Origin of the sequence: Marinobacter denitrificans (assembly GCF_008795955.1) — a bacterium.
Classification (GTDB): Bacteria; Pseudomonadota; Gammaproteobacteria; order Pseudomonadales; family Oleiphilaceae; genus Marinobacter; species Marinobacter denitrificans.
Window position 1 is genome coordinate 764,764 of sequence record NZ_VMHN01000002.1, and the last position, 26,024, is coordinate 790,787.

21 protein-coding genes and 3 tRNA genes are annotated in these 26,024 nt (G+C 57.7%); 13 read left to right on the forward strand and 11 right to left on the reverse strand.

Features of this window, described 5'->3' with window-relative positions; translation table 11 throughout:
• Nucleotides 1-4: 4 nt before the first annotated feature.
• The 4 genes from FO268_RS11385 to FO268_RS11400 form a co-directional block, all read right to left on the reverse strand.
• Complete coding sequence (locus FO268_RS11385; protein ID WP_150993004.1) at nt 5-1,300, reverse strand: hypothetical protein; 1,296 nt, start codon at nt 1,298-1,300, stop codon at nt 5-7.
• 19 nt (nt 1,301-1,319) lie between these two features.
• Nucleotides 1,320-3,173: a hypothetical protein gene (locus tag FO268_RS11390; protein ID WP_150993006.1), complete on the reverse strand. Its 1,854-nt coding sequence runs from the start codon at nt 3,171-3,173 to the stop codon at nt 1,320-1,322.
• A gap of 621 nt (nt 3,174-3,794) precedes the next feature.
• Nucleotides 3,795-6,674: a formate dehydrogenase subunit alpha gene (fdhF, locus tag FO268_RS11395; RefSeq protein ID WP_150993008.1), complete on the reverse strand. Its 2,880-nt coding sequence runs from the start codon at nt 6,672-6,674 to the stop codon at nt 3,795-3,797.
• A 10-nt stretch (nt 6,675-6,684) separates the two neighbouring features.
• Nucleotides 6,685-8,400, reverse strand: a complete 1,716-nt coding sequence (locus tag FO268_RS11400) for an NADH-ubiquinone oxidoreductase-F iron-sulfur binding region domain-containing protein (RefSeq protein ID WP_150993010.1) — start codon at nt 8,398-8,400, stop codon at nt 6,685-6,687.
• Nucleotides 8,401-8,635: 235 nt separating this feature from the next.
• Between FO268_RS11400 and FO268_RS11405 the strand changes: the two genes are divergently transcribed.
• Both FO268_RS11405 and FO268_RS11410 read left to right on the forward strand, forming a co-directional pair.
• Nucleotides 8,636-9,418, forward strand: a complete 783-nt coding sequence (locus FO268_RS11405; RefSeq protein WP_150993012.1) for an SDR family NAD(P)-dependent oxidoreductase — start codon at nt 8,636-8,638, stop codon at nt 9,416-9,418.
• A 55-nt stretch (nt 9,419-9,473) separates the two neighbouring features.
• Nucleotides 9,474-10,697: a CaiB/BaiF CoA transferase family protein gene (locus tag FO268_RS11410; RefSeq protein ID WP_150993014.1), complete on the forward strand. Its 1,224-nt coding sequence runs from the start codon at nt 9,474-9,476 to the stop codon at nt 10,695-10,697.
• Between the two features lie 12 nt (nt 10,698-10,709).
• Here FO268_RS11410 and FO268_RS11415 read toward each other — a convergent pair.
• Both FO268_RS11415 and FO268_RS11420 read right to left on the reverse strand, forming a co-directional pair.
• Nucleotides 10,710-10,783: transfer RNA gene (locus FO268_RS11415), tRNA-Cys, on the reverse strand.
• Nucleotides 10,784-10,849: 66 nt separating this feature from the next.
• Nucleotides 10,850-10,925: transfer RNA gene (locus FO268_RS11420), tRNA-Gly, on the reverse strand.
• Between the two features lie 183 nt (nt 10,926-11,108).
• Between FO268_RS11420 and FO268_RS11425 the strand changes: the two genes are divergently transcribed.
• From FO268_RS11425 to FO268_RS11440, 4 genes are read left to right on the forward strand one after another with little or no spacing between them, the layout of a single operon-like run.
• The gene (locus FO268_RS11425; RefSeq protein ID WP_150993016.1) at nt 11,109-12,233 is read left to right on the forward strand and encodes an ABC transporter permease; all 1,125 of its coding nucleotides are present in this window, start codon (nt 11,109-11,111) and stop codon (nt 12,231-12,233) included.
• A gap of 6 nt (nt 12,234-12,239) precedes the next feature.
• The gene (locus tag FO268_RS11430; RefSeq protein ID WP_150993018.1) at nt 12,240-13,049 is read left to right on the forward strand and encodes an ABC transporter ATP-binding protein; all 810 of its coding nucleotides are present in this window, start codon (nt 12,240-12,242) and stop codon (nt 13,047-13,049) included.
• An 18-nt stretch (nt 13,050-13,067) separates the two neighbouring features.
• Entirely contained in the window at nt 13,068-14,006 is a 939-nt protein-coding gene (locus tag FO268_RS11435) for an MlaD family protein (protein WP_150993020.1), read from the forward strand.
• Entirely contained in the window at nt 14,003-14,605 is a 603-nt protein-coding gene (locus FO268_RS11440; RefSeq protein WP_150993022.1) for an ABC-type transport auxiliary lipoprotein family protein, read from the forward strand. Before FO268_RS11435 ends, FO268_RS11440 begins: the two co-directional genes overlap by 4 nt.
• 6 nt (nt 14,606-14,611) lie before the next feature.
• On the opposite strand, the gene pgsA is transcribed toward FO268_RS11440, so the two are convergent.
• The 4 genes from pgsA to FO268_RS11460 all read right to left on the reverse strand — a co-directional run bounded on the left by pgsA (nt 14,612) and on the right by FO268_RS11460 (nt 18,062).
• The gene (gene pgsA / locus FO268_RS11445) at nt 14,612-15,169 is read right to left on the reverse strand and encodes a CDP-diacylglycerol--glycerol-3-phosphate 3-phosphatidyltransferase (RefSeq protein ID WP_150993350.1); all 558 of its coding nucleotides are present in this window, start codon (nt 15,167-15,169) and stop codon (nt 14,612-14,614) included.
• A gap of 7 nt (nt 15,170-15,176) precedes the next feature.
• A complete protein-coding gene (uvrC, locus tag FO268_RS11450) occupies nt 15,177-17,054 on the reverse strand; it encodes an excinuclease ABC subunit UvrC (RefSeq protein WP_150993024.1) in 1,878 nt (625 codons plus the stop codon).
• Nucleotides 17,038-17,703, reverse strand: coding sequence for a UvrY/SirA/GacA family response regulator transcription factor (gene uvrY, locus FO268_RS11455; RefSeq protein ID WP_150993026.1), 666 nt, complete (start codon nt 17,701-17,703; stop codon nt 17,038-17,040). Before uvrY ends, uvrC begins: the two co-directional genes overlap by 17 nt.
• A gap of 107 nt (nt 17,704-17,810) precedes the next feature.
• Nucleotides 17,811-18,062, reverse strand: coding sequence for a YheU family protein (locus tag FO268_RS11460; protein WP_150993352.1), 252 nt, complete (start codon nt 18,060-18,062; stop codon nt 17,811-17,813).
• A 118-nt stretch (nt 18,063-18,180) separates the two neighbouring features.
• Between FO268_RS11460 and FO268_RS11465 the strand changes: the two genes are divergently transcribed.
• The 6 genes from FO268_RS11465 to FO268_RS23275 all read left to right on the forward strand — a co-directional run bounded on the left by FO268_RS11465 (nt 18,181) and on the right by FO268_RS23275 (nt 22,227).
• Nucleotides 18,181-18,885, forward strand: a complete 705-nt coding sequence (locus FO268_RS11465; RefSeq protein WP_150993028.1) for an AzlC family ABC transporter permease — start codon at nt 18,181-18,183, stop codon at nt 18,883-18,885.
• Complete coding sequence (locus FO268_RS11470; protein WP_150993030.1) at nt 18,878-19,216, forward strand: branched-chain amino acid transporter permease; 339 nt, start codon at nt 18,878-18,880, stop codon at nt 19,214-19,216. Before FO268_RS11465 ends, FO268_RS11470 begins: the two co-directional genes overlap by 8 nt.
• 3 nt (nt 19,217-19,219) lie before the next feature.
• Nucleotides 19,220-19,819, forward strand: coding sequence for a DUF938 domain-containing protein (locus tag FO268_RS11475; RefSeq protein WP_150993032.1), 600 nt, complete (start codon nt 19,220-19,222; stop codon nt 19,817-19,819).
• A 28-nt stretch (nt 19,820-19,847) separates the two neighbouring features.
• A complete protein-coding gene (locus tag FO268_RS11480) occupies nt 19,848-20,123 on the forward strand; it encodes an acylphosphatase (protein WP_150993034.1) in 276 nt (91 codons plus the stop codon).
• Between the two features lie 11 nt (nt 20,124-20,134).
• The gene (locus tag FO268_RS11485) at nt 20,135-21,082 is read left to right on the forward strand and encodes an AEC family transporter (RefSeq protein ID WP_150993036.1); all 948 of its coding nucleotides are present in this window, start codon (nt 20,135-20,137) and stop codon (nt 21,080-21,082) included.
• Between the two features lie 143 nt (nt 21,083-21,225).
• On the forward strand, nt 21,226-22,227 hold the full coding sequence (locus FO268_RS23275) for a sensor domain-containing diguanylate cyclase (protein WP_150993038.1): 1,002 nt from the start codon (nt 21,226-21,228) through the stop codon (nt 22,225-22,227).
• Nucleotides 22,228-22,346: 119 nt separating this feature from the next.
• Here FO268_RS23275 and FO268_RS11495 read toward each other — a convergent pair.
• Nucleotides 22,347-22,437, reverse strand: a tRNA-Ser gene (locus FO268_RS11495).
• A 284-nt stretch (nt 22,438-22,721) separates the two neighbouring features.
• Between FO268_RS11495 and FO268_RS11500 the strand changes: the two genes are divergently transcribed.
• Nucleotides 22,722-26,000, forward strand: a complete 3,279-nt coding sequence (locus FO268_RS11500; RefSeq protein ID WP_150993040.1) for a carboxyl transferase domain-containing protein — start codon at nt 22,722-22,724, stop codon at nt 25,998-26,000.
• Nucleotides 26,001-26,024 lie beyond the last annotated feature (24 nt).

Below are 26,024 nucleotides of genomic sequence, written 5' to 3' on the forward strand. Positions count from 1 at the left end.
CCGGTTAGGAGGCCGCTACTGGGCTAACCATTCGCGTGGCGTCGGAGTATTGGGTAACCAGTCCGGCGGCGATCATCTGAAGCGCCAGTTGCGCCTCATTCTCTTCAAAGAGACTCGCGTCGATTGAATTAACAAGACCCGATGCCTCCGCAGCACCGCGGCCGACCGCGATGCCGAGACGGCCATATAGCACGTCTGTCACGAACCGCTCGTACGGCATCTCTGACCCCGTCGGAATGGTCGCCAATACAATCATCTCCAAAGCATCGACAGATAGTGTGAAATGCTTACGCCCTCGCCATGCATTGAGGAAGCCGTTCGCCGCAGCTGTAGCCCAGAAAAAACTTCGAATCTTGTTGCGCTGAGCATTCGCAACATTCGGCTCAGCTTTGACGACCGCGCTGACAATGTTGCCGAGAGTATCCTGAAGGCAACGCTGAGATACGCGACGCAGCTGTGGACTGCCGGCACCGCAGTCACAGATGATGGGACTTTCCTCTATGGAAAGGTTTTGTCTAGCGCGCCTGTTCTGCATCAGGACAAGCCAGAGCCCTGTCCAGCCCATAACCGCCCGTATCTTGGCAACAGAAGTCGCGCCCTCCTGTTCTAGAATATTCAGGATACCGTTGCGGTAAATATCTTCAAATTCGTCGATGTTCGCACGCGTGGTCTTTTCGATGTCATCAGGGACTAGGTGTTCGTCTCTTTTGCTCTGCTGGTTGATGAACCCAGCGAGGATTTCAAGCGGACTCTCAAGCGTTGCCGAGTAAAGTTGCTTGAATCCTTCTCTAATACGCTGAAGGCGCGGTGTATCTTGATCAGACCTTAAAATCTTGAAAGCGAGAGCACCTCCGCCGCGGAGATAGAGGCGCTCAAGCCTAATGCTTCCGTATCGCTCCCGGGCGTCCCAATGGATAAGCGACGGTGTATAAGGGAAGAAGTGTGCCCTTGACCATTTCGGTTCCTTCGTGCCACTGGGGATTTCCAGTTGCAGGCACCGAAGAAGTTCCCGCAAAGTCTCTTCTGCAGCAACATCGTCTAGAAGCACGTCGTGCCGTCGCGAGTCCTGCTTAAAACTGCTATCCCAAACGAGTCTTCTGCCGAAATCGTGGGATCGACGCTTTATCTTCACGACATCTCCGACAGGGAGAAGATCTTCTCCTTCACCGCAGTAGATAAAATTCAACAATTCCAGACCCGGGTAGTGTCCAGCGGCATCGAAATCGAGAACGCCGCCGAACAGTTCACGAGAAACCTCGGGGCCTTTTTTTGGGACTTTCTCGACCGTTTCATTCTGCATATTGAAGTCTATCTCCCGCTCAGGCACCGGCACCAACCTGGATGGTGCTGCCATCAATTGAGATGGTCTGAGATCGACCGTCTCGTATCAAATTAATCTGGTCTGAGCTTGCTTGAGCTGACTGCGCAATGCGACCGAGAAAGCTTGCAACGCGCCGGATGTCATGCTCATAGAATTTCGTCGGTACATGGCCCGCCGCGGCTCTTAATATGCAATCGAAAGTCATCAAATCGAGGAGAAGATCATGAGGGTTGTGTTGTTGATCAACAATCCGCAAGACCACATGACGGTCGATCCAGTCGACACTCAGCTTTACATGATAAGGAAACTCATCACTCTTCCCCCATTTCTCGGAAAGCCTCAGGAGGTCTACGTTTGCCGGCCTGACTCTAGCGGCGAGTATTGCCGTTCCCGACATGGAACGTCCGAAAGCGGGATCAACGAGATGGAGGGTAGGCGTTTGCTCTGAGAACTGAAGCCCCTGAATATGGTGTAAACCCGCAATTACGCTCTTCTTCAGAAGAGTGCGTTTGGGAACATCCAAATGGCCATCGATAATGCCAAGATAATCGGCACCATAGGGGAAACCAAGATGCACCATATCGGGAATGTGACCACCGATACCGTCTACGTAGGCCCGACGCCTAAGCGCCCTCACTACCCGCATGACGTTCTCTGCTTCATCCGCTCTTTGCTGCTTGTTGCGGGGGTCTCCGATAATCTCGTCAATTCCGTCAGCAGCATCGATTAGGTCTTCATCAGACGTCGAGGGTGCGGGAAACTGAAGATCCAGCTGGCCGTAACCGAAGATTTCTTGTTGATTAACAATGCACTCGTCGATCTCCCGAATCGCCCGCCGACCCGGGTCTAGTTTCGGAAGTTGCTGCATGAGAGGCAAGCGCTTCAGTTGCTCTTTCGACAATGTATCCGGCGTTTCAAAGGCGAGATTGTAGAATGCGTAAGCCTGTTGCCAGCCCTTCTTTCGGCGACGCCTCATTTTGTGGACATCCGCGCACTTCAGGCCGCCTGTTAGTAGGTAGGCGAAAGCCATCAGCATGTCTCGGATGGTTATGACGTAACCTATCCGCTCAAGCGTCGCGAACAGGAGACGCATCTTTGCCTTTCTAATTGCGGCCGCTTCGAGGTCAACGCGTTCAGATAGCATTTCCCTGTTTCGGTTGATTGGACATGCCGCTCGGGAGTCGCAATCGTTGCAGCTCCGCCACCTGGTACCCGATGTCCAGTCACGAAGTGCACGGTCTCCTAAGGACTCGCCGTCCGTACCGGCAGCAATGGACTGATGATTGAGGTTTACAATATGGATGCGACCATCACTGCTTGCTCTTCCATCATCAAAGCAAGACACGAAGCTTTTCAGTAACTCTGCACAATACGGTCCGGCATTACTTGAGGCCAAAACGGCACGAAGTCGTCCTTCATTCGCGCAGATTATGGTAACTGCATCGTCACTATTGGAAGCCTCGACTAATCCTGCAGCGATCTCCGGTGCAAACTCGGAGAAGTCTTTGAAGATGCGCAACGCTCTCTCGGGTTTCGCACCTTCTTTGCCCCGAATGACCTGATTGCCGTCGCAAGCTTCATTGATCAGTTTTCTAGCGCCTTCCTCCTCATAGCCGAGGAAGCTCTCTATAACTCTACGACATAAATGTGTTTTCCCATGGCCCGCGTCACCAGTCAGGACAATGACATGTGCCCCTGAATTCGCAGCGTCCAGAACATAGTTAAAAGCGACCGTGTCGAGATTGAGAGAATCGCTGGCAACCTGGTATTCCTCATAGATCTGGTCGTGTGAGGGATCAAACGGTAAAAACCGTGCCATTCGATCTACATGAGGGTTCTTGTTCTCTGACAATTTACTGCTCCGACATGTCGTCTGGATTCTCTGCGCTCAAAAGCACCATTTCTGATGCAAGAGTATGTACAAAGAAATAGCGTTTCAAAAACTTATGTAAACACCCAGGACACTATTTTGCAACGAGGCTTCGACAAATTTGGCGAACAACCGCAGCTTCCGAGATTGGAAAATGCACATTTTGTTAGCCATTTTCATATGAACATCTAACTCGGTCTAACGTTGGGGCCTCTCTTCTGTCTCCATGGCCTGCTATTGTGGTGCATTTGCAACTACCTCTCCCGGGTGTATCGAGTCCCAGATCTCACTGGAAATGAGTCTTGCTAGAGAGTTGGGGCAGCGCCAGTTTTGGGTGAACCGGATTCAAACCAGCCGACAGCGTTTTAATGAAAGTCTTCCGAAATCGAGACACTTTTCGGCACATGAAGAGGTAGCTAACAGCCGTATTCGACATCAAGAATTTCTCTACATTAGGTTAGCAGAGGGCTGCTCCTTCAACGCCAGAATATGCCTCGGCACCACCGCCAGATCAACCGGCTTTCCCGGATGGCCGATAAACAGCATTATCTGATAGCGACTGGCTGTGTCGAACAGAAACAGCAGGAGGGTTCGCTTCGAAGGCTACACCTGACTCAACCGACACGCAGCATACTTGAACTCCGGAATCTTCCCATAAGGATCCAGCGCCGGGTTGGTGAGCAGATTGGCAGCCGCCTCCGCAAAGGCAAAGGGTATGAACACCATGCCCTCGGGCATAGTCTGGTCTACACGCGCCGTCAGGGTGATACTGCCGCGCCGGGTGGCCACGTGGATGGCCTCACCGGATGGCACGCCGAGGCGAGCCAGCTCTGCGGGTGCCAGATAGACCGCCGCTTCGGGCTCACGCTCATCCAGTACCCGGCTGCGACGTGTCATGGCGCCGGTGTGCCAGTGCTCGAGCAGTCGCCCGGTGGTTAATACGATGGGATAGGCCTCATCCACCGGTTCGTCTGGCGGCAGCGGCCGGGTCGGCGAGAGTTTGGCCCTGCCCCCGGCGCGAGGGAAGGCATCAGAGAAGACAACATCCTGCCCGGGCTCATCGTCGGCAGGACATGGATAGGTTACCGAACCTTCCCGTTCCAGGCGGGACCAGGAGATATGGTCGAGGGAGTGCATACCCTGTTTCATTTCGGCGAATACCTGCTCGGGGCCGTCGTAGTCCCACCCCAGCCCGAAACGCCGGGCCATTTCCTGAATAATCCACCAGTCGGGCTTTGCCTGCCCCGGCGGCGCCAGCGCGGCGCGGCCCATTTGAACCTGCCGGTTGGTGTTGGTGACGGTGCCTGACTTCTCGGACCAGGCAGTGGCCGGCAGGATCACATCAGCAAACTGGGCGGTCTCCGTGACGAACAGGTCCTGCACCACCAGGTGCTCAAGGGTGCCAAGTGCAGCGCGGGCGTGGGTCAGGTCTGGGTCGGACATCGCCGGGTTTTCGCCGAGGATGTACATGCCCTTGATGGTCCCGGCCGTGATGGCGTCCATAATCTCCACAACCGTGAGCCCCGGCTCGGGGTCCAGTTTGGTATCCCAGAGTTCTTCGAAGGCGGCACGCAGCTGGGCGTCCCCTACCGGCTGGTAGTCGGGCAATACCATGGGAATCAGGCCGGCATCCGAGGCACCCTGGACGTTGTTCTGGCCACGCAGGGGATGCAGGCCAGTGCCGGGCCGGCCGGTATGGCCGCAGGTCAGGGCCATGGAGATCAGGCAGCGGGCATTGTCGGTTCCATGTACGTGCTGGGAAATGCCCATGCCCCAGAAGATCATCGCTCTTTCGGCGCCGGCATAGGCCCGCGCCACTTCGCGGATGGTGTCTGGTTCAACGCCGCAGGCGGGGCTCATGGCCTCAGGAGTCATATCCGCGACACTTGTTGCCAGCGCCTCGAAGCCTTCGGTGTGGGAATCAATGTAGGCCTGATCGTAGAGCCCTTCGCTGATGATCACATTGAGCATGGCGTTGAAGAGCGACACGTCGCCCCCCGGCGAAAAACGCAGGCTGCGCCAAGCATAAGAATCCAGCGCCTGGCCCCGGGGGTCGATGATGATCAGTTTGGTGCCATTTCGGGCCGCCTGCTTGAAGTAGGTGGCGGCCACCGGATGATTCACGGCGGGGTTGCAGCCGGTGAGGATCACCACATCCGACTGGAGCGCCTGCATGAAGGAGGCGGTCACTGCGCCCGAGCCCAGGCATTCCATCAGTGCCGCCACGGAACTGGCGTGGCAGAGCCGCGTGCAGTGGTCAACGTGGTTGGAGCCGAAACCGGTACGCACCAGTTTCTGGAACAGCCAGGCTTCTTCGTTGGAGCACTTGGCACTGCCGAAGCCGGCCAGTGCACTGGGGCCGTGCTGGCCCTTGAGCTCCGTTAATCCCGTGGCTGCCAGATCCAGTGCCTCTTCCCAGCTTGCCTCGCGAAAATGAGTCAGGGGGTTGGCCGGATCAAAGTCCGGTTCCAGGCCCTTGGGCACGCCCTCCCGGCGGATCAATGGCCGGGTCAGCCGTGCCGGGTGCGAGGGATAATCAGAACCGAAGCGGCCTTTCACGCAGAGCCGGCCCTGGTTGGAGGGCCCGTTCCTGCCTTCCACGAAGAGGATGCGCCCTTGCTGCCCGTTCTCCTCGGAGGGCTCGTCTTTCACGTGATAGGTCAGCTGGCAGCCCACTCCGCAATAGGGGCAGACGGAATCCACGGTGCGATCGGCCGCGGCGGAGTCTCCACGGCCTTCGGCATCGATCAGGGTGGCGGGCATCAGCGCCCCGGTCGGACAGGCCTGCACGCATTCGCCGCAGGCAACGCAGGTACTGTCTCCCATGGGGTCATCAAAGTCGAAGACCACCTTGGACGCCGCGCCACGGTGCGCCAGCCCGATCACGTCGTTGCCCTGCACCTCGCGACAGGCGCGCTCGCACAGGCCGCAGGTGATGCAGGCGTCCAGGTTGACGTTCATTGCGGAATGGGTGGCGTCATGGCCCTGGGCATGGGGAAGCGTATCGGATCTTGGTTCCACATGGTGAACGGTTGGCCCTTCCCGATCCGATCGGGCCGGGATTCTCTGGCGCACGGCACTAGCATCGATGGCCAACTGATCCGCCGTATCCCAAAGATGGCTGGACCGGTCCGGGTTGTTTTCGCGCTCAGGCTGGTCGGCCAGCAACAGTTCCAGCACCGCTTTACGGGCTGCCTGGGCACGGCCGGAACCGGCACTGCGCACAACCATGCCGGGCGCAGCCTCGCGAATGCAGCTTGCAGCAAGCACCCGTTCACCTTCCACTTCCACCATGCAGGCGCGGCAATTGCCATCCGCCCGGTAACCCGGCGTGTCTTTATAGCAGAGGTGCGGGATGGTCTCCCCGGCGCGCTTGGCCACCTGCCACAGGGTTTCGCCGGGGTGGGCCTGAACTTCAACGTCGTCCAGTGTCAGGGTGAAGCTTGTGTTGCTGTTGCTCATGGCTATTTTTGAATGGCTCATGGCTGCCTCCCTACCCCTTGGCGATCAGGTTGTGGCTGGCGAGTTCGCCGCGGAAATCCCGCAGCAGGCTCAGCACGGGATTGGGTGCCGCCTGGCCCAGGCCGCAGATGGAGGCATCTGCCATCACGCTGGCCAGTTGCTGCATCGTTTCCTCATCCCAGCTGTTGCGTTCCAGCAAGGTGAGCATTTTCTCGGTGCCCACGCGGCAGGGAGTGCATTGCCCGCAGGACTCATCGGCAAAGAAGCCCAGAAGGTTGGATGCGGCATCCGCCAGGTTGTCCTGATCCGACAGAACGATCACAGCGGCAGAACCGATAAAACAGCCGTGTTCCTGCAGGGTGTCGAAGTCCAGGGGAATGTCGGCCTTGCTGGCCGGCAATATGCCACCGGAGGCACCGCCTGGCAGATAGGCCAGCAGCCGGTGCCCTTCGGCCATGCCGCCGCAGTATTCCTCGATCAACTCATTAAGAGTGATCCCCGCAGGCGCAACATGAACGCCGGGCCGGGCCACCCGTCCCGAAACCGAAAAACTGCGAAGCCCCTTGCGGCCATGCCGCCCCTGGCTGGCGAACCATTCGGCGCCCTGGGCGTGGATGCGCGGGATCCAGTAAACCGTTTCGACGTTATTAACCAGTGTAGGCTGATTAAACAGTCCTTTTTGGGCAACGAAAGGCGGGCGATGGCGTGGCTTGCCGGGTTTACCCTCCAGTGACTCGATCAGGGCGGATTCCTCACCGCAGATGTAGGCGCCCGCGCCACGGCGCAGGATGATAAAACCCGGCTCGACGATTTCGGCCTCTTCCAGCTCGGCAATGGCCTCTTTAAGAACATTGTGCAGGCCGGGATATTCGTCTCGCAGATAAATGTAGAGCGCCTGCGCCTCGACTGCCCAGGCGCTAACCAACGCGCCTTCCAGGAAGCCATGGGGCTCTCGCTCCAGGTAGTGGCGATCTTTGAAGGTGCCCGGCTCGCCTTCGTCGGCGTTGATCACCGCATAACGTGGCCCGGGCTCGGCCCGCACCGCCTGCCATTTGCGGAAGGTCGGAAATCCCGCGCCGCCCAGTCCGCGCAGGCCGGCGCCTTCAAGTTCTTTCACCAGCGAGTCAGCGCTCACCCGGCCTTGGCGGCAATCTGCCAGCAACCCATAACCGCCCGTCGAGCGGTAAGCCGCAAGGCCTGGCCAGCGGATTTCCTCTGGCTGAACCTGCCCATGTTCTACGGCATCACCCACATTGAACGCATTGGCATGGCACACATGATGACGTCCAACGGCCACTACCGGTGCTGTTTCACAGCGCCCCATGCAGGGCGCGCGCAGCACCCTCACCCGGGCGGGATTAGCCCCGTCAGCCAAATCCTGATGCAGCGCCTCTGCTCCGGCCAGTTGACACGAAAGCGAATCACATACACGCAAGGTTATTGCCGGTGGTGGCGTTTGTTCGTCGTGAATAACATCGAAATGGGCGTAGAAGGTGGCCGTTTCATAAATAGCCGCCATGGGCAGATTCATGAACGAGGCCAGGGCCCGGAGCCGGGGCATGGAGAGGTAACCGTAGGTGTCCTGCATTGCATGCAGGTGTTCAATCAGACGATCCCGGCTGCGCAATGACGAATCCCTACGTTCGTCACCGATCAGCTCCCGCAGCTCTGACAGCAAAGCCGGTTCGAGTTGCCGACCCCGAAGCGCAGAGCGCCGGCGTTTGACCTTCTTATCGTCTGTGCTCATTGTTCTTGTCCAGGCCTCAAAGTCCCAAAGGCAGCCTGGCAGGCTGGCCTGACTACTTGGCAATCATTGAAGCATATACGGACGGATTGCCGCCAGCGGCCTGTCGGGCTTGCACCGGAGAACGTCGTTTTTGGATTGATGTAACCCATGGTTCAAGAGAAGATAACGTTCACAGACTTCATGGGCGAAACCTGCGCCCCCTCAGCAAACCAACAACCACAAGTAGGGACTTGCCATGAAACTCAAAGATTCCGTCGCCATTGTCACCGGTTCCTCCTCCGGTATCGGCGCCGCCATCGCCCGCCTGTTTGCCGAACACGGCTGCCACGTGGTGATCAACTACAGTAATAATGAGGACGGCGCCCGGGCGGTAGCCGCCGACTGCGAGAAGCTCGGTGTAAAAACCCTGGTAATGCGCGCCGATGTGGCGGAAGACGCCGACTGCCGCGCCCTGGTGGACGCCACCCTGGACCAGCTGGGCCGGGTTGATATCATGGTTAACAACGCCGGTACCACGAAATTCTGTGATCAGGCCAACCTCGACGGCCTCGACAAGCAGGACTTCCTCGACCTGTACGCCGTCAATACCGTGGGCCCCTTTCAGATGACCCGTGCCGCCGAGAAAGCCCTGCGAGCCAATGGTTCCGGGCACATCATCAACATGGCGTCCATTGCTGGCCTCGCTGGTATCGGCAGTTCCATTGCCTATGCCGCCTCAAAGGGCGCCCTGGTTACCATGACCCGTTCCCTGGCCCGGGTCATGGGGCCGGAAGTCCGGGTCAACGCCGTCTGTCCCGGTTTTGTTCAGGGTGAGTGGCTGAAAAAGGGCTTGGGCGAAGACAAGTACGACGCGTTGCTGGAGAAGACCAAGGGTGCCTCGCCCCTGCATGATGCCGCCTCACCGGAAACCGTGGCCGATATCTGCCTGGGCCTGATCATCGGCGGCGACCTGACTACGGGGGAAACCATCCTCATCGACGGCGGCGCTCACCTGGGTATGGCGCCGGTTCGCCGTTAACAGCCCTGTTCACCTTACGTGTACGCTGCCCTCGCCTGTCTAAAAGGAGCATCAGATGTCAGGTCCCCTGGCTCATATTCGTGTTTTGGATCTATCCAGGGTCTTGGCAGGCCCTTGGGCGGGTCAGATCTTTGGTGATCTGGGCGCTGAAGTTATCAAGATTGAACGCCCGTTAACCGGTGACGACACTCGATCCTGGGGCCCGCCCTACCTGAAGAGCGTCGATGGCAGTGCTGAGCTCTCCGCCTACTTCCTGACCGCAAACCGAAACAAGCAGTCCCTGGCGATCGATATTGCCCATCCCGAGGGGCAGGAGCTGATTCGCAAACTGGTGGCCGAATCGGATGTGGTATTGGAAAACTTCAAGGTGGGCGGGCTCAAACGTTATGCCCTGGATTATGACAGCCTGAAACTCATCAACCCTGAACTGATCTACTGTTCTATTACCGGGTTTGGCCAGGATGGCCCCTACGCGAACCGTCCCGGCTACGATTTCCTGATTCAGTCCATGGGCGGCCTGATGAGTATCACCGGACAGCCAGACGGTGAGCCGGGTGCCGGCCCCATGAAGGTGGGCGTTGCCCTGACTGACATCCTGACCGGACTCTACGCCACCATCGGTGTGCTCGCCGCTCTCAACCATCGCGAACGGACTGGCGAAGGCCAGTACGTGGAAGCTGCGCTGCTAGACGTTCAGGTAGCTTGCCTGGCCAACCAGGCCATGAATTACCTGACAACGGGCAAGGCACCAGCCAGGATGGGGAATGCCCACCCGAACATCGTCCCTTATCAGGACTTCCCCACTGCGGACGGTAATATGGTCCTGACGGTCGGCAACGACGCGCAGTTCGCTCGGCTCTGCGACGCTCTTGGACACCCGGAATGGGCAAGTGATGAGCGATTCGCCAGCAATCGTGCCCGGGTGGCAAATCGCAGGGAGCTGATTCCCAAACTACGGCAGGCGACCGTGATGCGTTCAACACGGGAATGGGTGGATGTTCTGGAACGCTCGGGTGTGCCCTGTGGTCCGGTTAACACCCTGGATGAGGTGTTCGATGATCCTCAGGTTCTTGCGCGGGGAATGAAACAGTCTTTACAGCATCCGGACCTGGGTGAGGTACCGACGGTAGGTAATCCGATCAAGCTTAAACTTACACCTGTCAGTTACCGGATGGCACCGCCGCTTCTGGGAGAACATTCGGAACAGGTTCTGCAGCAGATTGTAGGTTTGTCAGCCGATGATATTAAGGCGCTGCGGGAACGGGGTGTGGTTTCCTGAGAAGGTAAAAAATGGAGGCGCGGGTCGGAATCGAACCGGCGTACACGGAGTTGCAGTCCGCTGCATAACCACTCTGCCACCGCGCCGGTAAAAGTTCGAAGGGGATTCGACACTTTTATGCTCTCAGGTGGGCATTGAGAGACTGTGTTGATTGGAGCGGGAAACGAGATTCGAACTCGCGACCCCAACCTTGGCAAGGTTGTGCTCTACCAACTGAGCTATTCCCGCTTGGTCAACGAGGGCGTATTCTACGGATTCGGCCGTTTGCGTCAACCTCTTTTTTCAACTTTCTGTTTTGCTTCAGGTTCTTGATTATTTTTCACACAAGGAAGAGGCAGCCCGATGGTAGAATTTCAGCTAGTATCATGAAGACATAACAATATTTCCTGAACACAGGCACAGGAACCCCGGATGCCCTCACCCGGCAAACTAGACTATCAGGCTGACCGCATTGTCATCACCGGTGACTGGACGCTGCCCAACTATGCCAGGCTGAGGCAGGAGGTAACTTCCGCCCTCGCCTCACGGAAGACAGCGGATGTCTCCCCCGACCTGACTTCAATTGCTGCCCTGGATACCGCCGGAGCGGCACTGCTGGCTGATCTTATTGGCGCCCAGAGGCTGGTCGAGCTGACCGGCGTGAATTCAGAACTTCCGCCTGAACGGCGGGACCTTTTACGCCTGGTTGGGGAGGCTCTGGCCTCGCCGGATGAGGAAATGCCCCACCAGGGGTCTGCCGTTATCGCTTTCATTGGCCGGGTGGGCCGGCAGGTAGAGGATTACTGGAACCAGCAACGGCTGTTGATGGGGTTTACCGGGCAGATTCTTGCAACACTGGTCGCCATTCTGCACACACCCTGGCGTTGGCGGATGACTTCGTTGGTCGCCCATATCCATCAGACCGGGCTCAACGCGCTGCCCATCGTGGCCCTGCTCACTTTTCTGGTGGGCGCGGTGGTTGCGTTTCTGGGAGCCACCGTTCTTGATGAGTTCGGCGCCACCATTTATACCGTCAACCTGGTTGCGTTCTCCTTCCTGCGGGAGTTTGGCGTGTTACTGGCGGCCATTCTCCTGGCGGGCCGAACCGCCAGTGCCTTTACCGCGCAGCTCGGTTCCATGAAAGCGAACGAAGAGATAGACGCGCTGCGCACCTTCGGACTCAGCCCGATCGAACTTCTGGTGATTCCCCGGGTTCTGGCAATGGTCATTTCCCTGCCGATACTGACCTTTGTGGGCATGATCAGCGGCATCATTGGGGGTTCTCTGGTTTGCGTGATGGTACTGGACATTTCGGTCCCTCAGATCCTCAACATTCTGGAAACCAAGGTCAAAGCCATTCATTTTTTTGTGGGCCTTGGTAAGGCGCCGGTTTTTGCCTTCGTCATCGCCGTCATTGGCTGCCTGGAAGGTTTCAAGGCCAGTGGTAGTGCGGAATCCGTCGGTGAGCACACCACCTCTGCCGTGGTACAGTCGATTTTTATGGTCATCCTGCTGGACTCCATAGCGGCAATTTTCTTCATGGAGATGGGTTGGTGAGTATTGATGGAGAGTGATAAGACCTCGCAAAAGGATGTGGTGATCAGGGTCCGGGACCTTTGCAACCGGTTTGGCAAAAACGAGGTCCATAAGAATCTGAGTCTCGACCTCAGCCGCCGGGAAATACTTGGGGTGGTTGGTGGCTCGGGAACCGGCAAGTCAGTGCTGTTACGCAGTATCGTGGGGCTCCACCAGCCAGACTCAGGCGTTATTGAGGTATTCGGTGAGGAATTACAGGCACTTTCGCCGGATCAACGGTCCCGGGTGGAGCGGCGTTTTGGCGTGCTGTTCCAGAGTGGCGCTCTGTTTACCTCCCTCACCCTGGAAGAAAACGTTGCCTTGCCGCTGATCGAGCACGCCAGGCTCTCCAGGGAAGATGCCGAGCACCTGGCCCGGGTGAAGCTGGCACTGGTCGGCCTGCCAGCAAAGGCGTGCACCATGGTGCCAGCACAGCTCTCCGGCGGTATGGTAAAACGCGCTTCGCTGGCTCGGGCGATAGCGCTGGATCCTGAAGTCCTGTTTCTTGATGAGCCTACGGCAGGGCTTGACCCCATCGGTGCCGCCGCCTTCGACCGCCTCATCGTCACCCTCAGGGATGCCCTGGGTTTCAGCGTGTTTCTGGTCACTCATGACCTGGATACGCTATACAGTACCTGTGACCGGGTGGCGGTGCTGTCAGACAAACGCGTTCTGGTTGAAGGTCCGCTGGAGGAGATTGAAGATACTGACGACCCGTGGATCCGTGATTATTTTCACGGGCCCAGGGGCCGGGCTGCCCAGAAATCGCGACCTGCAGTCGACAGAGAATTTGGATGAATCAGGAGAATCGCTGAGATGGAACCCAGAGCACATCATGTCCTGATCGGGCTGTTCACACTGGTTTTTCTGGCCAGCGCCCTTCTTTTCGCCCTGTGGCTGGGCAAAGCCAGTACCGACCGGGAGTATTCCTGGTACAAAGTCATCTTCGATCGCGGGGTAAGTGGCCTGTCCGAAGGCAGCCCCGTCAAATACAGCGGAATAGAGGTAGGTGATGTTTACGAACTCAGGCTGGACCCGGAAGACCCCCGCAATGTGAGGGCGCTTATCCGGGTCTACAGTGATGTCCCTATCAAGGAAGACACCCGGGCCGGGCTCGCCCTGACCAACATCACCGGCAGCATGAGTATTGAACTGAAGGGCGGCACGCCGGATAGCGCGATACTGGAGGGCGACCGCCAATCTCCGCCCGCCATCCACGCCGAACCATCCGCCTTGAGTACCCTCATGCAGACCAGCGAGGAGCTCTTCGCCAAGCTTGATCTGGTACTGACCAATGCCAATGCGATGGTCTCGCCCGACAACGCCCGTAATCTCACCCGCAGCCTCGATAATATCGAAACCCTGTCATCGAACCTGCTGGCACAACGCGACGAGCTTAGCAGGCTGGTCACCAGTTTTGATCAGCTCAGCGGCCAGACGGAAGCCACACTGGAAACCTTCCGCCGCTTTGGGGCCACCGCAAATTCCATGCTGGACAACGAAGGCCGACAGCTGTTCACCACCGCGCAAAGCGCCATGAACTCTCTCGAGGCCTCTTCCGCCAGTCTGGAGAAGCTTGTGTCCCGGAATGAAGGCGCCCTGGACCAGGGCATGCAAGGGGCCGCCGAACTGGCCCCCGCCATGAGAGAGCTGCGCAACACCCTGCGAAACCTCAACAGTGTGATCTACCGCCTCGAGGACGACCCAGCCGGCCTGCTACTGGGCCGCGAGCCAATCCGGGAGTTTAATCCGTGACAGTTTCATTCATGCGTTTACTGCTGACGACGGCTGCAACCTTGTTGCTGGCCTCCTGCACCGTGTTTCCGGAGCAGGAGGCACACCAGGTTTTTGAGCTACCGGAGCCCACCGTGCCCGAGAACAACACCGGTACCATCAATACAGCATTGCGTGTATCCGCGCCTCTGGCGGTGACGCCAATTGACAGCAACCGCATTCTGGTCAAACCCGATGCCCATGAAATCCGCGCCTATCAGGGAGCCCGCTGGAGCAATCGGGCACCGGTGATGCTCGGTGGTTATTTGCTCGAATCCTTTCGCAGGGACGGGCGGATAGCAACGGTAGTGGGCGACACAAGTCCCGCCCGAAGCCACCTGACACTGACTGGCGATCTGACACGTTTCCAGGCCGAATACCGGGATGGCACCCCGGTTATCCACGTGCAACTGAACCTGCAGCTCATTGATGAACGCACCCGCGAAACGGTCGCAAACAACCGCTTCGAGGTCAGTCATCCGGCCGCAGGAAACGAGGTCGATATCGTGGTAGAAGCGTTTGGAGAAGCCAGCGATGAGCTGGCCAGGCAAGTCATTGATTGGGCAGTAGAGCAGCTCTGAGCCTTATCAACCTGCTTTCTTCTCAGGAAACAGGTCTGGCCAGGCGGCCTTGAGATAGAGAATCATTGACCAGAACGTAAGCACGGCCGCGACGTACAGCAATACCGTTCCCACCTGGCTCCAGAATACGCCTGAGGGAAATGCCAGCAGCATGACAATGGCCACCATCTGGGCCGTGGTTTTGACTTTACCGATGTAGGATACCGCCACACTTCCCCGGCTTCCAATTTCCGCCATCCACTCACGCAATGCAGAAATGACGATCTCGCGGCCAATAATCACGGTAGCCGGGATGGTGAGAATGAAACTGGCATGGGCTTCAATTAACACCGTTAACGCCACCGCCACCATCAGCTTGTCGGCGACGGGGTCAAGAAACGCACCGAACGGTGTGCTCTGGTCCAGTTTTCTCGCCAGATACCCGTCGAGCCAGTCAGTACCCGCGGCCAAGCCAAAAATACCGGCGCTGACAAAGTAGCTCCAGTCGGCCGGCAAATAATAGATGATCACGAAAACCGGAATCATCAGGATGCGGGAGAGAGTGAGGATGTTGGGTAGATTCATGCTGTCCCTATTCGTCATGCAGTACTGCGTAGATAGTTTCGGCCAGGTTCTTGCTGATTCCCTGAACCTTGGACATTTCGTCAACACTGGCCTTGCGAAGCTCCTGAATACCACCAAAGTAACGGATCAGGTCGCGACGACGCTTGGGGCCGACTCCCTCGATGCCTTCAAGCGTAGACTGCCGGCGTTTCTTGTCACGCCTCGCTCGATGCCCGGTAATTGCAAAGCGATGTGACTCGTCCCGGATATGCTGGATGAGGTGCAGTGCAGGAGAATCTGCCGGCACCCGATAGAGGTCTCCAGTCATGGCATCGATCAACTGTTCCATGCCCGCTCGCCGTGTCACACCCTTTGCCACACCGATCAGTGGAATATCGGTAACGCCAAGCTCATCAAAGACTTCCCGGGCAATGTTCAACTGCCCCTTACCACCATCGATGAACACCAGATCGGGACGTTTACCTTCACCCGCCACCATGCGCTTGTATCGACGGGTCAGCACCTGGCGCATGGCACCATAGTCATCGCCCGCGGTCACGCCTTCAATATTGTACAGGCGGTAGTCGCTTTTCAGCGGCCCATTCTCGTCGAAAACCACGCAGGATGCGACTGTGTTTTCACCATGGCTGTGGCTGATATCAAAGCACTCCATCCGCGCCGGTGTTTCCGCAAGCTCAAGCAGGTCCCGCAGGGCCAGCAGACGGCGGTACACAGTCTCTTTGCTGGCCAGGTGCGAGAGCAGCGTCTGGCGGGCATTTGTCATGGCCAGTTCAAGCCAGCGCCTGCGTTCCCCCCGAACATTCTTGCGCACCCGGGTGTCGCGGCCTGCAGATTCCGTCAGGGCCTGTGACAACAGTTCCTGCCCTTCCACGTCCACTGGAACCAGGATATCCGGCGGAATTTCCCGGCGTGTGCTGCCACCGAAGTAATACTGTCCCAGAAAAGCGCTTAGCAGTTCGCCTTCCGATTGCTCAATGCTGTATCGCGGGAAATAATCCTTGGTGCCCAGCACGCGTCCGCCGCGCACAATAATCACCACAACACACACCACACCCGCGTCCTGGGCGATGGCCACCACATCCGCGTCGCCGCCCTCACCGTCCACATTCTGCTGCTCCTGAACGTGGCGAAGGTAATTGACCTGGTCCCGGTAGACGGCTGCCTTCTCGAATTCCAGGTTTTTCGAAGCCGCTTCCATGGCCGCCATCAGATCCTGGAGGATAGCGGGGTTCTTCCCTTCCAGGAACATGGTGGCATGGCGTACGTCTTCCCGGTAGTCCTCCGGCGAAATGTACTCCACGCAAGGAGCGGTACACCGATTAATCTGGTATTGCAGGCAGGGGCGGGTACGATTTCTGAAATAGCTTTCGCTACAGGATCTTATGCGGAATATCTTCTGTAGAATGTTAAGACTTTCCTTGACTGCGCCAGAGCTTGGGAATGGCCCGTACCAGGTGCCACCCCCTTTTTTGGTACGCCCACGACGGAACGTCAGTGATGGGTAATCATCGTGCGATGAGAGGTAGATATAAGGATAGGACTTATCGTCCCGCAGCAGAATGTTGTACGGCGGCCGCAGGGACTTGATCAGGTTCTGCTCGAGCAGCAGCGCTTCCGTTTCGCTGCCGGTAATGGTGACCTCGATAGAATTGATCCGGGACACCAGCGCCTCGGTCTTCGGGGCCAGGCCGGACTTGCGGAAGTAGCTGGTAACACGTTTTTTGAGGTTGCGGGCTTTGCCCACATACAACACGTTGCCGCTGGCATCGTACATACGATAGACGCCAGGCCGTTCGGTCAGTTGTTTCAGGAAGCTATTGGTGTCGAACTCCCTGCCATTCTCTGCCTCGGCAGTATCTGTTGGAGAGTCAGACCTTGTCGGCATCGAGCAACCCGAGCCTGACCGCCATCAGCGCCAACTCAACGTCACTGGAAATTTCCAGCTTCTCGAAAATCCGATAGCGATAGCTGTTTACGGTTTTGGGGCTGAGGCAAAGTTTGTCGGAAATGTCCTGCACTTTCTGGCAGTCAACCACCATCAGCGCAATCTGCATTTCCCGCTCGGACAGCCGGTCAAACAGCGTTAACTCGCCGTCCTCGTCCCGGGCGTCACCCCCTCCGAGCTGCTTCAGCGCCATTTTCTGGGCGATTTCAGGGCTGATGTAACGCTGCCCGGAATGCGCCATGCGGATGGCCCGCACCATTTCTTTGATGTCAGCCCCTTTGGTGATGTATGCCGAGGCCCCTGCCTGCATGACCCGGGTGGGGTAAGGGTCGTCGGCACAGGCGGTTACAACAATCACACGAACGGCATCATCAATACGCAGGATACGGCGCGTGGCTTCCAGGCCGCCAATGCCCGGCATGCGGATATCCATCAGCACGATGTCCGGGCTGTCTTTGCGCACGAAATCAATGGCTTCCTCGCCGGAGGAGGCCTCGCCGATGACGTCAATATCGGGGCTGTCCGCCAGCATCCGGGTAATACCGGACCTGACCAGTTCATGGTCGTCTACAACCAATACCCTGATCAAAACTCACCTCACACGCGGCTGCTATTGGAATTCACGAATTGTACCGGTTAAGGGTCCCCGGCGGTAGGTGCATCCATCAATACCGGCACCTGGTCACACGCTTTTTTTTATCGTGGAACACCCAGGCTCGCAGCGTTCTCAACCGGATCAAACCAGACCACCAGATCTCCCCGCCGGACCGCAGATTTCACGCGTTCCCGCTCCGCCATGGGATTCTCGGTGTCATTGAGCCCGTGATAACGGGTGCAGTACTCATCCACAAGCCCGTCGAGCTGATCTTCCGAAAGCAGCTCCGCGTCGACCACGAACTTCTCTTCCCGGGGATCCGGCTGGGGCTCCTGGCCTGTTTCGTCGGTCATTGTCCGCTCCGCTTCAAAGCCACAATGGTAATGGGTTTGCAGGGGATGTAGAAGGCCCGGCTTCTCAATATCCATGGGATTCTCTATCATGCCCTGCTTCCATACAGCCGGGGCAACCATGAACCAGTCCGTCTTTCGTTTAACGCTGCCTATCCTGTTCGGCTACCTGCCCCTGGGCATGGCCTTTGGCGTACTGTTCACCACGCAACTGGACTATCCCTGGTGGGCCGCGCCTGCCATGGGCATCCTGATTTATGCGGGTGCCGGCCAGATCCTTGCCGTCAGCCTGCTTGCGGCCGAGGCTGGGCTGCTGGAAGTATTCATTGCCATGTTCGTTCTGAACGCCCGCCATCTCTTCTATGGGCTGTCACTGCTGGGACAGTTTCAGGGCGCTGGCTGGCGCAAGGCATACCTGATTTTTGGCCTCACCGACGAAACCTATTCGCTGCTCACAAGCCGCGGCCGCTCGGCGGACAGGGCTCACGAGCAGGCGGTGGATTTCCGCATCACGCTCTTCAACCAATGCTATTGGGTAGCCGGCTGCGCCCTGGGCGCACTTCTGGGTGCCAATGTGGTCTTCAACAGCACCGGGATCGAATTCGCTCTGGTGGCCCTGTTCATCGTACTGACAATCGAACAGTACAAATCTCTCGGCGATGCATTTCCGGTTTTTGTCGGGGCTGCTGCCGCTGCCGTTGCAATCCTTGTTTTACCGCCAGCGCACCAACTGATCGGCGCCATTATCGTGGTCAGCGTGGTGTTGCTGGTGCAATACCGCAAGCTTCGCAACAGCCCGGAGACGGAGGGCGCCCGACATGGCTGATAACGGGTATCTTGCAGCCTTTATCATGGTGGCCACGGTGGCCACTTTCGCAACCCGGGTCATTCCGTTCCTGTTTTTCCACAAACATACAGAGCATCCGCTGGTTCGGCATCTCGGGCGTTACCTCCCTGCCGCAGTCATGGCCTTGCTGGCCACTGTGTTCCTTCAACGCTCCGCGTCCTGGAACAACACGCTTCCGGGAGCAGATGCGCTGCTTCCGGCTATTTTGGTAATCGCAATCCATCTGTGGCGGCGCAATGCGCTTCTGTCCATTGCCTCTGGCACGATAGCCTATATGGCTATACTGCAACTGAATCTGATACAGGGGTAAACCATGGTTTCCGACAAACCCTTTTCCCAGGCCTGCGAAAACAACAAGCAGCCCATTCTTGAGCGCATCAGTACAATCTTCACCGACCCTGGCACTATATTGGAAATCGGTACCGGTACCGGCCAGCACGCCGTCCATTTTGCATCGGCCCTGCCCCATCTTGCCTGGCAGCCCAGCGACCGGCCTGGCGCCAGCCGCCACTGCCTTGGCTGGATCACGGATGCCGCGCTTACCAACATACTCCCGCCGGTGGAACTCGACGTTGCTTCAGAGAACTGGCCAGTAGCCAACATTGACGGCGCCTACTCAGCGAACACCGCCCATATCATGGCCTGGGAGGAAGTGGAGGCCATGTTCAGCGGCCTTGCAAAGCGGATGACCACAGGCATGCCCTTTTGTCTTTATGGCCCGTTCAGTTACGGTGGAAAGCACACCAGTGCCAGCAATCTCCAGTTTGACAATCATCTTCGCAGCCAGGCGCCGCACATGGGAATCCGCGACATGGATGAACTGCTAGAATTGGCAAAACGAATGAGCTTCCGCCTGGAAAATGATTACGAAATGCCCGCCAACAACCGGTTGCTGGTGTGGCGTAAACGATAGACCCACAGCGGATGAGGGGAGGACGAGTATGAGCCACCTGAGGCAAACAATGCTTATAAGCGGCAAAGTACAGGGCGTTTACTATCGCGCCTCGGCGGTCAAAAAAGCCACTGAACTTGGCGTAACGGGTTTTGCACAAAACCTGCCGGACGGACGCGTGGAGATTATAGCAGAGGGCCCTCAGGCCGCGCTGATCGCTTTCAGGCAATGGTGTAACGATGGCCCACCGGCTGCAGAGGTGGACCGGATCAATACCGAAGAGAGTCCGGCCACTGGTGAATTCACCAACTTCGAGGCGCGGTAACCCGTTACACGATGGCGCTGCTCGAGACGTTTTTACACACCCTTGAAATCACCCTGCCTGTCTTCGCCATGGTGTTTATCGGCCTGGGGCTCAGGCGCCTGGGCTGGATAGACGCCACGTTCATCAATACCGCTTCCGCGCTGGTATTTCGCGCCACCCTGCCTACCCTGGTCTTTCTCAGCATTGTAAGGGCAGACCTTGATACAACACTCAACCCTGCCCTGCTGGGGTTTTTCGTTATCGCCACGGTGGCAAGCTTCCTCTTTTGCTGGCTCTGGTCCCTGCGGGCCGTGCCGTTGGCAGATAGAGGCGTTTACGTTCAGGGCGCATTCCGGGGCAACTGCGGCATCGTCGGCCTGGCCCTGGCCGCCAGCCTCTATGGGGATTACGGCCTGTCTGCCGGCGGCCTCCTTCTAGGTGTAGTGATTATTTCCTACAACGCTCTCTCGGTGGTTGTACTGACCACCTACCAGCCAGGGCAAGCTGCCAGTTGGGGGCGCATACTGGGGGACATCATCCGCAACCCACTGATACTGGCAGTGGTGATTGCCGTTCCTTTCGCCTGGTCGGGCCTGAGTTTACCCACCTGGATGATGACCAGCGGGGACTACTTCGCCTCCCTCACCCTTCCCCTGGCGTTGATGTGCATTGGCGGCACACTCTCACTCAGCTCCATGCGCAACGACCGTAAACTGGCGATCAGTGCCAGTGTCATGAAAATGGTGACGTTACCGGTGCTGTGCACACTGACAGCATGGCTGGCGGGGTTCGAGGGGCAGGAACTCGGGCTGATGTTCCTGTTTTTTGCCAGTCCGACGGCTGCGGCCAGTTTCGTCATGGTCAAAGCCCTGGGCGGCAATGATCGCCTCGCTGCCAACATTGTGGCACTGACCACGCTGATGGCCAGCGTGACGGTGACTCTTGGGGTCTTTGTGCTCCGCACTGCCGGGCTTGCCTAAGCAGACCGAAGCTCACGGGCCTGTTCGCAAACATAAGAAGCAAGTTCCGGATCGTAATCTCGCTCACGGAACGATTCTTTAAATTTGCCCGTCTAGACACCAACAAGAGTTCTGATATTCAAAGAAATAATAGCGTGGCCGTAATGAATGACGTTTTGAACAAACTGGCAGTTGCTGTCTCCGAAGATGAGGATCTTGAGTCATTGGTCCGATCTCTCTTGGAACTCCTGGAGGCCGTGACTGGTCTGGAATCGACCTATCTCACGCATATTGATAGTGCAAACGGCCTCCAGAGAATTGTGTTTGCCCGCAACAGCAAGGACCTGTCTATTCCTGAAGGGCTATCCGTTCCCTGGGGCGATACTCTATGCAAGCGGGCCATCGACGAGGGGCGGATGTTCACCAATGATGTCGGAAATCAGTGGGGTGATTCGGAGGCTGCCAAACACCTGGGGCTGACCACCTACATCAGCGAACCCGTGTGTATAGGCGACAACGAACTTTACGGCACTCTGTGCGGCGCGAGTAAACAGAAGGTGCCCGTGTCCGACGAGGCCCGGCGTCTGCTCACCATGTTTGGCAGGTTGATTGCCCGCCAGCTGGAGAGGGATCAGTTACTTGCAACACTCAGGCGGGAGCATATTACGCTCCGGGAGTACGCCCTGACCGATCCACTGACCGGCATTTCCAACCGTCGGGCGATGGAAGCTGAACTCAAGCGCTCACTGGCTAATGCGAACCGCGCAGGGAGCGTGATCCATCTGGCTTTCATTGATCTGGATGGTTTCAAATCGATTAACGACAACCATGGCCATGATGCCGGAGATCGGTTTCTCATCGAAATGGCAAGAAAACTTAAAGGCGGCCTTCGCGACGGCGATTTCGTGGCGCGGATTGGCGGCGACGAATTCGTCGTTTTCGGCAGCGCCGTTTCCTGCGATTACGATCGCAGCCGAAAAGCAATACGCAAGCGTCTTGAAGACCTTACCCGCGGCACGTTTCACCTCGGTACCGCAAGTATCGATTACGAAGGGGCCAGCGTCGGCGTGGTGACGTCAGAGCCCGAGATGAAACTGCCTGATGTCTTGTTGGCTCGAGCGGATGAAGTGATGTATTCAGTAAAGAGAGCCCGGCGCAGGGAATAGCGGGATATCGCCCATCGAAGGGAGGGATCATTCGGGCCTCCGGTCGAACCCGCGAGAGTTCTTCTTACCCTGCCAATCGGCCAATAAAAAACCCCAGCATTTCTGCTGGGGTTTGGTATTGGCGGAGAGGGAGGGATTCGAACCCTCGAAACGCTATTAACGTTTACACACTTTCCAGGCGTGCGCCTTCAGCCACTCGGCCACCTCTCCAATACTCTTTAAATAAATCGTTCCAAATCAGCAACGTCGTCGCTCATTTGAGGGCGCAAACTCTAATGGTTTTATGCCGGTTTGGCAACTCCAATTTTAAAATCGTTTTGCCAGCCGTACGGTCAATGCGGGTGTTGGCTGGCGATTGAACAGGTGCAGCATGAGGCTCAACCATCAATACGATTGATATTCAACGATAAGTAAAGATCACTTCAACCCCTGACACGACCGGTCTAGTCTATGGTGTTGCTTCGAACAATAATTTCCAGAGGATACCCTGATCCATGCCCTTCCAACGCCTGCTGATTGCCAATCGTGGTGAGATTGCCATCCGTGTTGCACAAGCTGCTGCTGAACTGGATATACCGACGGTAGCGGTGTATGCAGCGGATGACGCCCAGTCGCTGCACATACGAAAAGCGGACGTTGCAGTGGCCCTGGGCCAAGCCGGACCAGCGGCCTACCTGAACGGGGAGCAGTTGCTCAGCGTAGCCAAAGAGTATCACTGTGATGCCATCCACCCCGGTTATGGGTTTCTCAGCGAGAGCGCGGAGTTTGCACGGCTGTGCGAAAAGGCCGGTGTGTTCTTTATCGGGCCTTCTCCGGCTGTGCTTGATGTTTTTGGCGACAAGGCAAGCGCCCGACAACTGGCAAAGAAGCACGGGGTGCCATTGATTCATGGCACCAACGAACCCACCAGCCTGGACTCAGCCAGGTCCTTCCTGGAATCCCTTGGCGAGGGCGGCGCCGTTATGCTCAAGGCGATCGCCGGTGGCGGTGGCCGGGGCATGAGGCCGGTCCATTCACTTGAGGAACTGGAGCCTGCGTTCCATCGCTGCCGGTCAGAAGCGTCCGCGGCCTTTGGTAACGGCGATCTGTACATCGAGCAGATGATACCCGAGGCCCGACACATTGAAGTTCAGATTATCGGTGATGGCACGGAAGTCACGCACCTGTGGGAGCGAGACTGCACCCTGCAACGGCGCAACCAGAAAGTCATGGAAATAGCGCCGGCTCCTGGCCTTGCAGCAGGCCTGCGAGAACAACTGTTGGCAGATGCGGAAATGCTCGGCCGCGCCGTGGGATACCGTGGGCTGTGCACCATTGAGTTCCTGGTGGATATACGAACCGGCCAATATGTATTTCTGGAAGCCAATCCTCGTGTACAGGTCGAACACACGATTACCGAAGCCATTACCGGGCTGGATCTGGTGCAGCTCCAGATCCGCCTTGGCGCTGGCCTGACTCTCGCTGACGCCGGAATTACCAGCGTTCCTGAGCCCCGGGGCCAGGCGATCCAGCTGCGGATCAACCTGGAAACCATGGCGGCGGATGGCAGCGCGACGCCCGCAGGGGGGCAGATTACCGCCTATGAGCCATCAAGCGGGCCGGGCATTCGGGTGGACGGATTCGGATACAGTGGCTATATCACCAGCCCGGCCTACGATTCCCTACTGGCGAAACTGGTTGTCCATTCCGAGGGTGATTATCCCGCCCTGCTCCGTCGCGCCTACCGAGCGCTGTGTGAATTCCGGGTGGAAGGTGTTCCTACCAATATTCCGTTCCTGCAGAACCTGCTTCAGCACAGCCAGGTCCGGAACAACACCGTTTTTACCCGGTTTATCGACACTCATGGGCAGGAACTCGCCCCAATCGACCAAAACCCCCACCCGAGTCGCTACTTCAGTGGGCCTCCTCCTATAGAGGCCAACGATTCCACTGTCGCCACCGGGCCAGAAGGTGCAGAGCCGGTCAGATCTCCGGCGCAGGGCATCATCGTCAGTATCGACGTGCAACCCGGCCAGGTGGTTGTTGAAGGACAACAGGTAGCCGTACTGGAAGCCATGAAAATGGAGTTCGTGATCAGCGCCGGCCAAAGCGGGCGCGTCGTGGCATTGACCATCAGCGCTGGAGATCCTGTCTACGAAGACCATCCGCTGATGTTTGTGGAGCCTGAAGAGATCGCCGGGGCGGATGTGCCTACAGAAGAATCCATGGATCTCGAGCACATTCGTGCAGATCTACAACAGGTAATCTCTCTTCACCAGCAGATCACCGACGTGCAACGACCTGAAGCGGTCGCGAAACGCCGCAAGACCGGCCAGAGAACCGCCCGTGAAAACCTGGCGGACCTGCTCGATACCGGGAGTTTTATGGAGTACGGCGCCCTGGCACTTGCCGCTCAACGCACCCGCCGAAGCCCTGAGGAATTGCAGGCCCTCAGCCCCGCAGATGGATTGGTCGCGGGCATCGGCACCGTCAACGGCGAGCAGTTTGGCCCGGAAATCTCACGATGCATTGCCATGAGCTACGACTACACGGTGTTTGCCGGCACCCAGGGGGTAATGAACCACAAAAAAACCGACCGCATGCTGGAGCTGGCTGAAAAACAACGGCTGCCATTGGTCTTTTTCACCGAAGGCGGCGGGGGCCGGCCCGGCGACGTGGACTGGGTTGGCGTAGCCGGGCTGGATTGCACAACCTTCATGCGCATGGCCAGGCTCAGTGGCAATGTACCGCTAATCGGTATTGCATCCGGCCGGTGTTTTGCCGGTAATGCCGCCCTGCTGGGCTGTTGCGATGTCATCATTGCCACCGAAAACGCCACCATCGGCATGGCGGGCCCGGCAATGATTGAAGGTGGCGGGCTTGGGCGGTTCACGCCTGAGGAAGTCGGGCCGGTCTCTGTCCAGGGCCCCAATGGGGTGATTGATATCGTCGCCCGGGACGAGGCTGAAGCCACTAGCCTCGCAAAACAGTACCTCGCCTTCTTTCAGGGTGATCTGCCCGCCGGTGACAGCGCTGACCAACGGGAGTTGCGCCACCTGATACCGGAAAATCGCCTACGGGTTTACGATATCCGGAAGGTCATAAACACACTCGCCGACCAGGATTCAGTGACCGAGTTGCGCAAGCATTTCGCGCCTGGAATGATTACTGCGCTGGTTCGCATCCAGGGCAAGGCTTTCGGGTTAATCGCCAACAATCCCATGCATCTTGGTGGAGCCATCGATGCCCCCGCTGCAGATAAGGCCGCCCGTTTCATGCAATTGTGCGACGCCCACGGCCTGCCTCTGCTCTCACTATGCGACACCCCCGGCTTCATGGTCGGGCCAGAGGCAGAGCAACAGGCTACCATTCGTCATGTCTCCCGACTGTTCGTCACCGCCGCTAGCATGACCGTGCCTTTCTTCACGGTAGTGCTGCGCAAGGGCTATGGCCTGGGCGCACAGGCTATGGCCGCAGGGAGCTTTCACGCACCGATGTTCACCATTGGCTGGCCCAGCAGTGAGTTCGGGGCTATGGGCCTGGAGGGGGCTGTGCGCCTGGGGTTCGCCAAGGAACTGGCAGCCGAGGAAAACCAGGACGAGCGCAAGGCCCTGTTCGACAAACTGGTGGGAAAACTTTACGAGCGCGGCAAAGGCGTCAGCATGGCAAGCTTTCTGGAGATCGATGCGGTGATCGACCCTACGGAAACCCGTGACTGGCTGATTCGGGGTCTGAACTCTGTGGATCCAGCTTCCCTGAACGGAGGCCAGCGGGCAATGGTTGATACCTGGTAGCTATACGGCAGCGGAATGCGGCTC

What these genes read in the sequence shown, in the direction of transcription:
- pgsA (WP_150993350.1), bottom strand. Translation starts at nt 15,169, where the DNA reads ATGAATCTACCCAACATCCTCACTCTCTCCCGCATCCTGATGATTCCG.
- uvrC (WP_150993024.1), bottom strand. Translation starts at nt 17,054, where the DNA reads ATGCCGACAAGGTCTGACTCTCCAACAGATACTGCCGAGGCAGAGAAT.
- FO268_RS11425 (WP_150993016.1), top strand. Translation starts at nt 11,109, where the DNA reads ATGCCCTCACCCGGCAAACTAGACTATCAGGCTGACCGCATTGTCATC.
- FO268_RS11460 (WP_150993352.1), bottom strand. Translation starts at nt 18,062, where the DNA reads ATGACCGACGAAACAGGCCAGGAGCCCCAGCCGGATCCCCGGGAAGAG.
- FO268_RS11430 (WP_150993018.1), top strand. Translation starts at nt 12,240, where the DNA reads ATGGAGAGTGATAAGACCTCGCAAAAGGATGTGGTGATCAGGGTCCGG.
- FO268_RS11485 (WP_150993036.1), top strand. Translation starts at nt 20,135, where the DNA reads ATGGCGCTGCTCGAGACGTTTTTACACACCCTTGAAATCACCCTGCCT.
- FO268_RS11405 (WP_150993012.1), top strand. Translation starts at nt 8,636, where the DNA reads ATGAAACTCAAAGATTCCGTCGCCATTGTCACCGGTTCCTCCTCCGGT.
- FO268_RS11475 (WP_150993032.1), top strand. Translation starts at nt 19,220, where the DNA reads ATGGTTTCCGACAAACCCTTTTCCCAGGCCTGCGAAAACAACAAGCAG.
- FO268_RS23275 (WP_150993038.1), top strand. Translation starts at nt 21,226, where the DNA reads ATGAATGACGTTTTGAACAAACTGGCAGTTGCTGTCTCCGAAGATGAG.
- FO268_RS11385 (WP_150993004.1), bottom strand. Translation starts at nt 1,300, where the DNA reads ATGCAGAATGAAACGGTCGAGAAAGTCCCAAAAAAAGGCCCCGAGGTT.
- FO268_RS11465 (WP_150993028.1), top strand. Translation starts at nt 18,181, where the DNA reads ATGAACCAGTCCGTCTTTCGTTTAACGCTGCCTATCCTGTTCGGCTAC.
- fdhF (WP_150993008.1), bottom strand. Translation starts at nt 6,674, where the DNA reads ATGAGCCATTCAAAAATAGCCATGAGCAACAGCAACACAAGCTTCACC.
- FO268_RS11470 (WP_150993030.1), top strand. Translation starts at nt 18,878, where the DNA reads ATGGCTGATAACGGGTATCTTGCAGCCTTTATCATGGTGGCCACGGTG.
- FO268_RS11410 (WP_150993014.1), top strand. Translation starts at nt 9,474, where the DNA reads ATGTCAGGTCCCCTGGCTCATATTCGTGTTTTGGATCTATCCAGGGTC.
- FO268_RS11480 (WP_150993034.1), top strand. Translation starts at nt 19,848, where the DNA reads ATGAGCCACCTGAGGCAAACAATGCTTATAAGCGGCAAAGTACAGGGC.
- FO268_RS11400 (WP_150993010.1), bottom strand. Translation starts at nt 8,400, where the DNA reads ATGAGCACAGACGATAAGAAGGTCAAACGCCGGCGCTCTGCGCTTCGG.
- FO268_RS11435 (WP_150993020.1), top strand. Translation starts at nt 13,068, where the DNA reads ATGGAACCCAGAGCACATCATGTCCTGATCGGGCTGTTCACACTGGTT.
- FO268_RS11500 (WP_150993040.1), top strand. Translation starts at nt 22,722, where the DNA reads ATGCCCTTCCAACGCCTGCTGATTGCCAATCGTGGTGAGATTGCCATC.